The sequence below is a fragment of the Aeromonas sp. FDAARGOS 1408 genome, assembly GCF_019048665.1.
GTDB lineage: Bacteria > Pseudomonadota > Gammaproteobacteria > Enterobacterales > Aeromonadaceae > Aeromonas > Aeromonas dhakensis.
In genome coordinates, this window is record NZ_CP077394.1 from 3027094 (window position 1) to 3039473 (window position 12380).

The 12380-nt window shown below is 63.9% G+C and carries 14 protein-coding genes; 12 read left to right on the plus strand and 2 right to left on the minus strand.

Annotated features, from left to right (window positions below; translation table 11 throughout):
• Nucleotides 1-21 precede the first annotated feature (21 nt).
• The 12 genes from nadD to I6L38_RS13850 all read left to right on the plus strand — a co-directional run bounded on the left by nadD (nucleotide 22) and on the right by I6L38_RS13850 (nucleotide 11185).
• Nucleotides 22-666, plus strand: a complete 645-nt coding sequence (gene nadD, locus I6L38_RS13795; RefSeq protein ID WP_216989591.1) for a nicotinate-nucleotide adenylyltransferase — start codon at nucleotides 22-24, stop codon at nucleotides 664-666.
• 184 nt (nucleotides 667-850) lie between these two features.
• Nucleotides 851-1192 carry a ribosome silencing factor gene (rsfS, locus tag I6L38_RS13800; RefSeq protein ID WP_005298244.1) on the plus strand — a complete coding sequence of 114 codons (342 nt, stop codon included), beginning with the start codon at nucleotides 851-853 and terminating at the stop codon, nucleotides 1190-1192.
• A gap of 22 nt (nucleotides 1193-1214) precedes the next feature.
• Nucleotides 1215-1682 (plus strand): 23S rRNA (pseudouridine(1915)-N(3))-methyltransferase RlmH, encoded by a 468-nt coding sequence (gene rlmH / locus I6L38_RS13805; protein ID WP_005298242.1) that lies wholly within the window; start codon nucleotides 1215-1217, stop codon nucleotides 1680-1682.
• Nucleotides 1683-1838: 156 nt separating this feature from the next.
• The gene (gene mrdA / locus I6L38_RS13810) at nucleotides 1839-3755 is read left to right on the plus strand and encodes a penicillin-binding protein 2 (protein ID WP_124250379.1); all 1917 of its coding nucleotides are present in this window, start codon (nucleotides 1839-1841) and stop codon (nucleotides 3753-3755) included.
• The gene (gene rodA / locus I6L38_RS13815; protein ID WP_005298235.1) at nucleotides 3748-4851 is read left to right on the plus strand and encodes a rod shape-determining protein RodA; all 1104 of its coding nucleotides are present in this window, start codon (nucleotides 3748-3750) and stop codon (nucleotides 4849-4851) included. The genes mrdA and rodA overlap by 8 nt, the downstream gene beginning before the upstream one ends.
• Nucleotides 4851-5849 (plus strand): lytic murein transglycosylase B, encoded by a 999-nt coding sequence (gene mltB, locus I6L38_RS13820; protein ID WP_216988639.1) that lies wholly within the window; start codon nucleotides 4851-4853, stop codon nucleotides 5847-5849. Before rodA ends, mltB begins: the two co-directional genes overlap by 1 nt.
• Nucleotides 5791-6756, plus strand: coding sequence for a septal ring lytic transglycosylase RlpA family protein (locus I6L38_RS13825; RefSeq protein ID WP_216988640.1), 966 nt, complete (start codon nucleotides 5791-5793; stop codon nucleotides 6754-6756). The genes mltB and I6L38_RS13825 overlap by 59 nt, the downstream gene beginning before the upstream one ends.
• Nucleotides 6757-6950: 194 nt before the next feature.
• Nucleotides 6951-8147, plus strand: coding sequence for a D-alanyl-D-alanine carboxypeptidase family protein (locus I6L38_RS13830; RefSeq protein ID WP_005298230.1), 1197 nt, complete (start codon nucleotides 6951-6953; stop codon nucleotides 8145-8147).
• A gap of 294 nt (nucleotides 8148-8441) precedes the next feature.
• Complete coding sequence (gene ybeD / locus I6L38_RS13835) at nucleotides 8442-8705, plus strand: DUF493 family protein YbeD (protein ID WP_005298227.1); 264 nt, start codon at nucleotides 8442-8444, stop codon at nucleotides 8703-8705.
• 95 nt (nucleotides 8706-8800) lie between these two features.
• Entirely contained in the window at nucleotides 8801-9493 is a 693-nt protein-coding gene (gene lipB / locus I6L38_RS13840; RefSeq protein WP_005298220.1) for a lipoyl(octanoyl) transferase LipB, read from the plus strand.
• On the plus strand, nucleotides 9490-10455 hold the full coding sequence (gene lipA / locus I6L38_RS13845) for a lipoyl synthase (RefSeq protein ID WP_005298218.1): 966 nt from the start codon (nucleotides 9490-9492) through the stop codon (nucleotides 10453-10455). The genes lipB and lipA overlap by 4 nt, the downstream gene beginning before the upstream one ends.
• Nucleotides 10456-10615: 160 nt before the next feature.
• Entirely contained in the window at nucleotides 10616-11185 is a 570-nt protein-coding gene (locus I6L38_RS13850) for an alpha/beta hydrolase (protein WP_216988641.1), read from the plus strand.
• Between the two features lie 47 nt (nucleotides 11186-11232).
• Here I6L38_RS13850 and nqrE read toward each other — a convergent pair whose 3' ends face one another.
• Both nqrE and I6L38_RS13860 read right to left on the minus strand, forming a co-directional pair.
• Nucleotides 11233-11832: an NADH:ubiquinone reductase (Na(+)-transporting) subunit E gene (gene nqrE, locus I6L38_RS13855; RefSeq protein WP_010633144.1), complete on the minus strand. Its 600-nt coding sequence runs from the start codon at nucleotides 11830-11832 to the stop codon at nucleotides 11233-11235.
• A 160-nt stretch (nucleotides 11833-11992) separates the two neighbouring features.
• A complete protein-coding gene (locus tag I6L38_RS13860; RefSeq protein WP_026141461.1) occupies nucleotides 11993-12286 on the minus strand; it encodes a hypothetical protein in 294 nt (97 codons plus the stop codon).
• Nucleotides 12287-12380 lie beyond the last annotated feature (94 nt).

A 12380-nucleotide genomic window follows, 5' to 3' on the forward strand; every position in this document is an offset into this window, starting at 1 on the left:
GCCATCCCCGGAGGGGAGCCCATGCTGCAGCCGCCCATCGGCATTCTGGGGGGAACCTTCGATCCCATCCACATCGGCCATCTGCGCCCGGCCATCGAGGCCCGCGACGCCATTGGTCTGGCCGAAGTGCGCCTGTTGCCGAACCATATCCCGCCCCACCGCGCCAATCCCTTCTGCTCGAGCGAGCAGCGTCTGGCCATGGTTGCGCTGGCGGCGGCGGAAAACCCGGGCTTCGTGGTGGATGAGCGGGAGCTCAAGCGCGACACACCCTCCTGGACCATCGACACACTGATCGAGCTGAGGAGCGAGCTGCCGGACACCCCGCTCTGCTTTCTGATGGGGATGGACTCCCTGCTGAGCCTGCCAAGCTGGCACCGCTGGCAGGAGCTGCTCGACTACGCCCACCTGGTGGTGAGCACCCGTCCCGGCTGGCAACCGGATTACCCGGCCAAAGTGGTCGCGCTGCTGACCCGCCACCAGGCCCGCGAAGTGGCGGAGCTGCACCGGCTGCGCCACGGCCGCATCTGGCTGGCGGACAACCTGCCCATCGAGCTGTCGGCCACCCGGCTCAGAGAGCGCTTGGCGGCGGGGGCGGATCCCCGCTATCTGCTGCCGCCATCGGTGGCGGAGTACATCCGCCAGCAGGGGCTCTATCGACCGGCCTGAACCCGGTTTTCCGGGGTAGTTGTCCGACGCGGATCGCGCACTATAGTGATCAACAGGGGGCCGTTTTCCGAGCGGGCACGGCCCCTGTTCCACTCCCCTTCACCGGACTGGGAAACGGGAGCGACCATGATATAATCCGCCGCCCTCACGCCGTGAAAGCGCGCCGGAATACAGGAGAGACTCATTGCAAGGCCAAGAACTGCATGCCTTTATCGTCGACAAGATCGATGACATGAAAGGCCGCGACATCATCACCCTCGATGTGCGCGGCAAATCCAGCATCACCGACACCATGATCATCTGCTCCGGCAACTCCAGCCGTCACGTCAGCGCCATCGCCCACCATCTGGCCAGCGAAGCTCGCCATGCCGGGCTCGATCTGCTGAGCGTGGAAGGCCAGCTCACCGGTGAGTGGGTGCTGGTGGATCTGGGCTCCGTCATCGTGCACGTGATGCAGGATGAGCATCGCGATTTCTATCAGCTGGAAAAACTCTGGAGCAACACCGCTCAGGTGAATGCGCAATAAACGAGCACAAGTGTAAAGACCGATGAAAATCCAGTTGATTGCGGTGGGCACCAAGATGCCCGCCTGGGTAGAGCATGGCTTCGAAGAGTATCGCCGCCGTTTTCCCAAAGACATGCCATTCGAACTTGTCGAGATCGGCGCCGGAAAACGTGGTAAAAATGCCGACATTCCCCGCATTCTGCAAAAAGAGGGGGAAGCCATGCTGGCTGCCGCCGGCCGCTCGCGCATCGTGACCCTGGACATCCCCGGCAAACCCTGGACTACCGAGCAGCTGGCCGTGCAACTGGAAGCCTGGAAGCTCGATGGCCGCGACGTGGCCCTGCTGGTGGGCGGCCCGGAAGGGCTCTCCCCCGAGTGCAAGGCTGCCGCCGAGCAGAGCTGGTCGCTGTCGCCGCTGACCCTGCCCCATCCGCTGGTGCGGGTGCTGGTGGCCGAGAGCCTCTATCGCGCCTGGAGCATCACAACCAATCATCCGTATCACAGAGAGTGAACCATGCGCTATTCCAGCATCACCCTCACATACCCGTATCACAGAGAGTGAGCCATGCACTATCCAAGCATTCCCCTCTCAAACCCGAATCACAGAGCGTGAGCATGCACATCTGCACCCCGTTTCTCACCTGCTCGACAGTCATAAGGTAGCGGCATGCTGAAGACTCGCATCGAAATGCGCGACCACAGCGCCGAGGGTCGCCTCTTCTTCCGACGAACCCTGGTCGCCTACGCTGGCATGATAGTGCTGATGCTGGTGCTGCTGGGCAATCTCTACTACCTACAAGTAGAGTCTTACGACACCTACCAGACCCGTTCCAACGACAACCGCATCCGCGTCGTGCCGGTGGCGCCGCCACGCGGCCTCATCTATGACACCAACGGCGTGCTGCTGGCGGAAAACCGCCCTGTCTACAGCCTCGAGATCGTGCCGGAAGAGACCAAGGATCTGGAGAAGACCGCCGACGAGCTAATCACCCTGCTGAAGCTGCCGGAGGGGACCAAGGAGAAGTTCCTGGCCGAGGTGAAACGCCAGCGCCGCTTCAAGCCGGTCGCCCTGTACGAGAAGCTGACCGAGTATCAGGTCGCCCTCTTCTCGGTCAACCAGCACAACTACCCGGGTGCCAGCATCGAGGCCTACCTCAAGCGCTACTACCCGTTTGGCGACACCCTGACCCATGCGCTGGGTTACGTGGCCAAGATCAACACCCGCGACGTGGAGCGCCTCGACAAGGAGGACAAGCTCGCCAACTATGCCGCCACCAAGGATATCGGCAAGCAGGGGGTGGAGAAGTACTACGAGGATCAGCTACACGGCGTGGCGGGCTACCAGGAGGTCGAGGTGAACAACCGCGGCCGGGTGGTGCGCACTCTCAAGTTCCAGCCGCCCGAGCCCGGCAAGGACATCTACCTCAACATCGACATCCGCCTGCAGCTCAAGGCTCAGCAGCTGCTGGCCGGCCGCCGCGGCGCCATCGTGATGATGGATCCCAATACCGGCGCCCTCCTGGCCATGGAGTCGAGCCCGAGCTATGACCCCAACCTGTTCGTGACCGGTATCTCCAGCGCCAACTACTCGGCGCTGCTCAACGATCCGGCCCGGCCGCTGGTGAACCGCACCACCCAGGGCATCTACGCCCCCGCCTCCACCGTCAAGCCCATGATGGCGGTGATGGGGCTCAACGAGGGGGCCATCACCCCCAACTACCGCTACTTTGGCGGCCCCAGCTTCTCCATCCCCGGCACCACCAAGAAGTTTCGCGACTGGCGCCGCTGGGGCCACGGCTGGCTCGACGTCTATCGCGCCATCGAGGTGTCGGCGGATACCTACTTCTACGATCTCGCCTACCGGGTCGGCATCGACAAGATCAACAGCTACATGACCAGGTTCGGCTTCGGTCAGTACAGCGGTGTCGACATCTACGAAGAGACCAAGGGGGTCATGCCGTCCCGCGACTGGAAGATGGCCCGCTGGCGCCAGCCCTGGTATCAGGGTGACACCATCTCCATCGGTATCGGCCAGGGCTACTGGAGCGCCACCCCGATCCAGCTGGCCAAGGCCATCAGCATCCTGACCCAGAACGGCCACGACGTGACGCCGCACCTGCTCAAGAGCACCGCCTCCATCGATGGCGTGGTCAACGCCCCCATCAACCCGAACATGGCCATCCAGACCAAGAGCGACAGCTACTGGCAGGTGGCCAAGGACGGCATGTGGCGGGTCATCAACGGCCACGAAGGAACCGGTCGACGCGCCTTTGCCAACACCCCCTACAAGGCGGCGGGCAAGTCCGGTACCGCCCAGGTGGTGGGCCTCAAGGAGAACCAGGTCTACAACGCGGCCACCACCAAGGTGGAGCATCGCGACAACGCCCTGTTCGTCTCGTTTGCCCCGTTCGAAGCACCCAAGGCGGTGGTCGCCCTGGTGCTGGAGAACGCCGGGGGCGGCAGCGCCATGGCGGCGCCGGTCGCCCGCAACATGCTGGATGCCTATCTGCTGCCGCCGGAGCCCCAGCTGCCGCCGGCACCGGCCAAGAAGCCCCAATCCGAAGAGGTTGCCTCTCATGAGTAACTCCGCTCGCCAGCAGAGCATCTGGTACAAGCTGCATATCGACTTGCCGCTGCTGCTCGGCCTGCTGACCCTGATGTCCCTCTCCATGGTGGTGCTCTACTCCGCCTCCGGTCAGGATGTCGACTCCATCGTGCGCCAGCTGGTGCGTGGCGGACTGGCGTTCGCCCTGATGATCGGCATGGCCCAGCTGCCACCCTCCCTCTATGCCCGCTGGTCGGTTCCCCTGTTTGCGGTGGTGGTGCTGCTGCTCATCGCGGTGGACGTGTTCGGCCACATCGGCAAGGGTGCCCAGCGCTGGCTGGACCTCGGCTTCATGAAGTTCCAGCCCTCCGAGGTGATGAAGCTCTCCATGCCCATCATGGTGGCCGCCTGGCTCAGCCGTCATTCGCTGCCGCCCAAGTTCAGCCACCTGGTGCTGAGCCTCATCATGGTGCTGCTGCCCACCCTGCTGATCGCGGCCCAGCCTGACCTTGGCACCTCGATCCTGGTGGCCGCCTCCGGCTTCTTCGTCATCTTCCTGGCGGGGATCAGCTGGTGGCTCATCGGCCTCGCGGTGCTGCTCATCTGCGCCTTCATGCCGGTGCTCTGGTTCTTCCTGATGCACGACTACCAGCGCCAGCGGGTGCTGATGCTGCTGGATCCTGAGAAGGATCCGCTCGGCCGTGGCTACCACATCATCCAGTCCAAGATCGCCATCGGCTCCGGCGGCGTGTTCGGCAAGGGCTGGCTGCAGGGCACCCAGTCCCAGCTGGAGTTTTTACCAGAACGGCATACCGACTTTATCTTCGCGGTGTTCAGCGAGGAGTTCGGCCTGGTGGGGGTCGCCCTCCTGCTGGTGATCTACCTCTACATCATCAGCCGCTGCCTGTTTATCTCCATGCAGGCCCAGAACAGCTTCGAACGCCTGCTGGGCGGTGCCCTGACGCTGACCTTCTTCGTCTACGTGTTCGTCAACATGGGGATGGTGAGCGGCATTCTACCGGTGGTCGGCGTGCCCCTGCCGCTGGTGAGCTACGGCGGCACCTCCATGGTGACCCTGATGGCCGGCTTCGGCATCCTGATGTCCATCCAGACCCACAGAAGGCTGCTGGCCTGATGCGACTGGCTGGTGTGTTGCTCTCTCTCGTTGCCCTGAACGCAACGGCGGCCGTCGAGCCCCCCGGGCTCGCCCGGCTCGCCGAGCAGCAGCAGGTGCCGCTGGCCGCGCTCCAGGCCGCCACCGCCCAGGCCAGCCTGCGCCAGGAGGTGCTCGACACCATCAGCCGCCCCTGGGAGGCCAAACCCTGGCATCGCTACCGGCCGTTGTTCATCACTCCGGAGCGGATCCGGGACGGGGTCGGCTTCTGGCAACGCCACGCCACCACCCTGGCGCGGGCCGAGCAGACCTATCAGGTGCCGGCCTCCCTCATCGTCGCCATCATCGGCATCGAGACCTTCTACGGCCGCCAGATGGGCCGCCATCCGGTGCTCGACAGCCTCTACACCCTGGGCTTTCACTACCCCGAGCGGGCCGACTTCTTCGCCAAGGAGTTTGCCCAGCTGGTGCTGCTTGCCCGGGAAGAGAAGTGGCCACTCACCCTTCTCAAGGGCTCCTATGCCGGCGCAATGGGGATGGGTCAGTTCATGCCCTCCAGCTATCGCCACTACGCGGTCGACTTCGACGGCGACGGCAAGCGCGATCTGTTCGCCAATCCGGTGGATGCCATCGGCAGCGTCGCCAACTATTTTGCCGAGCATCAGTGGCGCTGGGGGGAGTCGGCGGTCGAACCCGCCTTGATCGGACTGGCGCCAGTGGGTACCCTGCTGGGGCCTGCCCCCGAGCTGACCCAGACCTGGGCCGAGCTGGCCGCCGCGGGCATTGAACTCGCCACCCCGCTGGCACCCGACACGCCGGTGAAACTGCTGGCATTGGAACAGGCCGATGGACCGGAATACTGGGTCGCGCGCCACAATTTTTACGTGATCACCCGCTATAACCGCAGCCCGCTCTATGCGATGGCGGTGCATCAACTCAGTCAAGCAATCCAGGACGCGTATGCATTACAGCCACAAACTTCTCCCGCTCAGCCTGACCTTGTTGCTGGCCGCCTGTAGCAGCCAGCCGGAACAGCTTCCCCCGCCTCCCGAACCAGTCCAGCCGGAAAAACCCCAGGTCATCGAAATCCCGCAGGCCACCGGCGCCATCCCGCGTCCCGAGCCCCTGAGCGCCAGCGGCAACCGTGACTACTGGATAGGCAAGCAGAAGAACGAGGTGTGGCGCGACATCAAGCACTACAGCGAAGAGGGGACCGCCAGCTGGCTCTCCCAGGATCTGGACGGCCAGCAGACCGCCAACGGCGACGTGCAGGACAGCAAGCTGTTCAGCGCCGCCCACCGCAACCTGCCGCTGCCAAGCTATGTGCGGGTCACCAACCTGGAGAACGGGCAAGAGACCATAGTGCGGGTCAACGATCGCGGCCCCTTCGGCAGCGATCGGCTGATCGACCTCTCCCATGCCGCCGCCACGCAGCTGGGGATGGTGGAAGGGGGCGAGGCGCGGGTACGGCTCGAGCTCATCAACGACACCCCGGATCAGATGGTGCTCATGGCCCCCATGAAGCCCATCGAGATGACGCCGACCACCCCGGCCGCCACGGCCCCCGTCGCTCAGGACGGCTTCGTCGGCCAACCCACCGAGCTGGCCATGGCCACGCCGGCGGCAGAAGAGCCGGCCCCAGTCAAGGCGCCGGTCACCAAACCCGCCAAACCGGCAACGGCCAAGACGGCGGCACCCGCCAGCAGCGGCGAGGGCAAGATGATCCAGGTGCTGGCCAGCGGCTCGCAGGCACGGGCGGAGGCGATGGGCAAGGTGATGACCCAGCGTCACGGCCTGCCCTATCGGGTGGACGCCCATGGTGCCATCTTCCGGGTGCTGATCGGCCCCGTGCCTGCCGACCAGCAGGCCGCCACCCTGGAGAAAGTGCGCCAGGGGGGGCTGGAGCAAGCCTTCATCGTCCCCTGAGCGTCTCAGGTTCAAGCTGACCGAACCGCCCTCTGTGGCCCGCCATCACGTCGTTTCCCGGCGTGATGGCGGCTACGGAGGGAGAAAAAACCAGACCAGATGGCACGTCGGGCTTTGACCGACGGTCGCTTCTGGTATAGTGAAGCCCGCATTTTTAACTTGGGTTACCCCAACCAGGCACCAGGAATTTCAAGATGTCCAAATTTGCCCGTTCAGTTATTCTGGCCTCCCTGATAAGCGCCACCGCCCAGGCCAACACGCCTGTACCGACCCCGACGCCGAACGCCAACCCCGTGGTGGTTCCCGCCGCGCCGGAGATCTCCGCCAAGGCCCACATCCTGATCGACTACTACTCCGGTCAGGTACTGGCCGAGCAGAACGCCGAAGAGCGTCTGCCGCCCGCCAGTCTGACCAAGATGATGACCTCCTACATCATCGGCCAGGAGCTGCTGAAGGGGAACATAAAGCGCACCGACATGGTGACCATCAGCCAGAACGCCTGGTCCAAGAACTACTCCGACTCCTCCAAGATGTTCATCGAGGTGGGCAAGCAGGTCTCGGTCGATGACCTGAACAAGGGCATCATCATCCAGTCCGGCAACGACGCCTGCGTCGCCATGGCCGAATTCCTGGCGGGCAGCACCGACTCCTTCGCCAGCCTGATGAACAGCTGGGCCGCCAAGCTCGGCATGAACGACAGCCACTTCATGAACCCGCACGGTCTGGATGCGGAAGGTCACTACAGTACCGCTCACGACATGGCGCGCCTGGGCCAGGCCCTGATCCGCGACCTGCCGGAGGAGTACAAGATCTACGCCCAGAAATCCTTCGTGTTCAACGGCATCACCCAGCACAACCGCAACCGCCTGCTGTGGGACCAGTCCCTGCAGGTTGACGGCATCAAGACCGGCCACGTCAGCCAGGTCGGCTACAACCTGGTCTCCTCCGCCACCAACAACGAAGGCATGCGCCTGATCGCCGTGGTGCTGGGCGCCAGCAGCGAAGCCTCCCGCGCCGCCGAGAGCAAGAAGTTGCTCACCTACGGTTTCCGCTTCTTCCAGAGCCTGACCCCCTACAAGGCCGGCACCGAGCTGGTGACCCAGAAGATCTGGATGGGCGACAAGCCAGAAGTGAAGCTGGGCGTCGACAAGGACGTCTCCGTGCTGGTCACCCGTGGCCAGGGCAACAACCTCAAGGCGGACTTCCAGCTCGAAAGCGAACTGAAGGCACCGCTGGCCAAGGGTCAGCGCGTCGGCACCGTGTTCCTCAAGCAAGGGGACAAGGAGATCAAGCAGGTGCCGCTGGTCGCCCTGGAAGAGGTGCAAGAGGGTGGCCTGATGAGCCGTCTGTGGGACTACCTGGTGATGCTGGTTTCCAGCTGGTTCAAGTAATCCGCACGCAGGATCCCGACCAAACAGCGGCGCCAACAGGCGCCGCTGCTGTCTTTTTGGGGTCGGGCCAGTCAATAACCCTGTAAACTGCAGGTTCCGCCGACTGACGATTTGTGGTAAAAAGCAGCACCTCCATCCCTTGTCTGCCGGTCCGGCCTTGATCCCGGCCCGGGCAATGCCCATATACACTTGAGCATTGCCCCGCACAGACGGGGGCATGGCGGCCCCGAGGGGCCAACGGCCATTAGCCACAAGCAAGAAAGTCGTCTCGCGACGACCGCAAAAGGTGAGTAAATGAATACCAAGTTTGATGAACTGCTGGAGTTCCCCTGCAAGTTCCCGTTCAAGGTGCTCGGCGTTGCCGACCCGGCCCTGCCGGACATGGTGGTGGAAGTGCTGCAGCAGCACGCCCCCGGCACCTACAGCCCGACCGTCCAGCCCAGCTCCAAGGGCAACTACCACTCGGTCCGGGTCACTGTGACTGCCCAGAGCAAGGAACATATCGAAGCCATGTATACCGCCCTCGGCAACATAGAACTGGTTCGCTACGTCCTGTAAGTCGCCTCTTTCGCCCCGCCACCGGGGCGACTGATTATTTGCCGCCGGCGACCAGCGCCGTGCCGGCCGACCCAAGCGCCTGTCAGTGAGGAAAGATGTCACCCCAAACTCCCGCCGAGTCATCACAGTCCGCCAGCCAGCTGCTGGTGAGACAGCTGGGCCGTCGTCCCTACCAGCCGGTATGGGATGCCATGAAGGCCTTCACCGACAGCCGCACCCCCGACACCCCGGACGAGTTCTGGGTGGTGGAGCATGACCCCGTCTACACCCAGGGGCAGGCCGGCAAGGCCGAACACCTACTCGCCCCCGGCGACATCCCGGTGGTGCAGAGCGATCGCGGCGGTCAGGTGACCTATCACGGCCCGGGCCAGCTGGTGCTCTACGTGCTGGTGGACGTGCGTCGCAGCAAGCTGACGGTACGTGAGCTGGTGACCTGCCTGGAGACCGCCATCATCAACACCCTGGCCAACAGCGACATCAGCGCCTATGCCAAGGCCGATGCCCCCGGGGTCTACGTGAAGAACGAGCTCGGCATGGAGGCCAAACTGGCCTCCCTTGGCCTGCGCATTCGCAAGGGGTGCTCGTTCCACGGGCTGGCCCTCAACATCAACATGGACATGACCCCCTTCCTGCGCATCAACCCGTGCGGCTATGCGGGCATGGCCATGACCCAGACCAGCGCCCTGGGCGGCCCGCAGAGCGTGGCCGAGGCGCAATCCATCCTGGTGGCCGAACTGGCCCGCCTGATTGGTTATCAAACAATAACAAACACCGAGAGTGAATCATGAGCAAACCCGTTCGTATGGAGCCGGGCGTCAAGCTGCGCGATGGCGACAAGATGGCCCTGATCCCGGTGAAATTCATGCCGGATCCCAACGAGGAAGTGCTGCGCAAGCCTGACTGGATGCGGATCAAGCTGCCACCGTCGAGCCAGAAGATCGAGCACATCAAGAGCACCCTGCGCAAGAACAAGCTGCACTCGGTGTGTGAGGAAGCCTCCTGCCCCAACCTGGCGGAGTGCTTCAACCACGGCACCGCCACCTTCATGATCATGGGCGCCATCTGCACCCGTCGTTGCCCCTTCTGCGACGTGGCCCACGGCCGCCCGCTGGCACTCGACCCGGAAGAGCCGAAGAAGCTGGCGCTGACCATCAAGGAGATGGGGCTTAAATACGTGGTGATCACCTCGGTGGATCGCGACGACCTGCGCGACGGCGGTGCCCAGCACTTCGCCGACTGCATCAAGCAGATCCGCGAGCACAGCCCGCAGACCCGCATCGAGATCCTGACCCCGGACTTCCGCGGCCGGATGGAGCAGGCCCTCGAGGTGTTCCGCGAGACCCCGCCTGACGTCTTCAACCACAACCTGGAAACCGCCCCGCGCATGTACCGGGTCGCCCGTCCGGGTGCCGACTACAAGTGGTCGCTGGAGCTGCTGCGCCGCATCAAGGAGATGCATCCCCATGTGCCGACCAAATCCGGCGTCATGATGGGTCTGGGCGAAACCAATGAAGAGATAGTCCAGGTACTCAAGGACTTGCGCGAGCACGGCGTCAACATGCTGACCCTGGGTCAGTACCTACAGCCGAGCCGCCACCACCTGCCGGTGAAGCGCTACGTGCCGCCCGCAGAGTTCGACGAGCTCAAAGACGTGGCCATGGAGCTCGGCTTCAGCCACGCCGCCTGCGGTCCCTTCGTGCGATCCTCCTACCACGCGGATCTGCAGGCCAAGGGGGAAGAGGTCAAATAAGCCTCTGCCCGCCGACAGCAAAAGAGCGCCTTCTGGCGCTCTTTTTTATGCAAGTCGCAAAGCACATCCTGCTGGTTGGCGCCCCCGAAACGGGCATGTCGAGGGGCCTTGGTCGCTGTTATGATGTGGCGCCGTTATCGTCAACCGCCCAGGATATGCCATGTCTCAAACCCGCCTCTTCATCGTGCACGGTTATACCGCCTCCCCCGACGCTCACTGGTTTCCCTGGCTCAAGGCCGAACTCGAGGCCCGGGATGTCCGGGTCGAGGTGCTGGCCATGCCTGACCCCCACCACCCAAAGCCCGCCGCCTGGGACGCGGCCATGGACAGCCTGGTGCAGGATCACGACGAACACACCTTCCTGCTCGGCCACAGCCTCGGCTGCATCACCATACTGCGCCAGCTCGACCGGCTGCCCGCCGGCAGCCAGGTGGGGGGGATCCTGCTGGTCTCCGGTTTCGATCAGCCGCTGCACACCCTGCCGGAGCTGGATCCCTTCATGACCCCGGATTATGACCCGGCCCGCATCATGGCGCTGGCCCCCCGCCGGGTGGTGATAGCCTCCCGGGATGATGCCATCGTGCCCTATCCCTACTGCCAGCACCTGAGCGAGCGACTGTCCGCGCCGCTCTACAGCCTGGAGCATGGCGGCCACTTCCTCGACCGGGACGGCTTTCTGACCCTGCCGCTGGTGCGTGACCGGCTGCTCGCCATGCTGGCGGAGGGCTGAGGCAGACAACAACGGCCACCAGGGTGGCCGTTGTTGTTTTCTACCGGCTAGAACGACATGCCGGAGAAGGACATGAAGCCGAGCGACATCAGCCCGGCCACGATGAAGGTGATGCCAATCCCCCTCAACCCCTCAGGCACATCCGCATATTTCATCTTCTGGCGCAGGCCGGCGATGGCGACGATGGCCAGCAGCCAGCCCAGGCCTGAGCCCGCTCCATACACCACAGATTCGATAAAGTCGTAGTCCCGCTGCGCCATGAACATCACCCCGCCGAAGATGGCGCAGTGCACCGTCAGCAGCGGCAGATAGATGCCCAGCGCGTGATGGAGCGCCGGAAAGTGCTTGTCCAGCACCATCTCCATCACCTGCACCAGGGCCGCCAGCACCCCGATGTAGACGATGAAATCGAGAAAGCTCAGATCAAACTCGCCGAGAAAGGTGCTCTCCGGGCGCAGGATATGGCGGTAGATCAGGTTGTTGAGGGGGATGGCGATCACCATGACCACCAGCACCGTCAGGCCAAGGCCGAAGGCGGTGTTGATGTTCTTGGAAACGGCCAGGAAGGTGCACATGCCAAGGAAGAAGGCCAGCGCCAGGTTTTCCACAAAGATCGATTGAATGAAGAGGTTGACGTAATAGTCCATCGGGTCAGCTCACAACGGGTACGAACGGGAGCCGCCTCCCTGCGCACAAGCGGGCACGAAGGCGGTGCAAGAGGCGCCGGATCGGAGCCTGACCCACAGGCCGCACTCTGTGGCTGGGATCAGGATCGGATCGAACGGGCGCGTGGCGTGCAGCCGGCCTCTAGTCGCTGTGGCAGAACCGAAATTGCAGATGGTGGCAGCATCGCAGCCGCCGATGCAGATAGCCGAAGTGGTCGGCCAGCTGCCTGAGGTAGATGAGGGGCAGGAAGAACAGCAGGCCGCAGAGCAGGCCGAGGATCTCATGCTGGAACCAGGCCAGCAGCATCTGGTAGAGCTCGGCATGAGCGGCCCCTTCCAGTCGCCGCCCCTGCTCGAAGCCGAGGCGCCACTGGGAGGTTGGCGGCAGGCTGGCGCTGTCGAGCAGCCCTCGCTGGGCCGGCTCGTGCAGCTGCATCGAGCCCTCCTGCCCTCCCGTTGCCGGCCCCGGGGTTGCAACGACCCCTGCCGCGACAGAGGCGGCAAGCCAGAGAAGGCAGGCGATGGCGAGG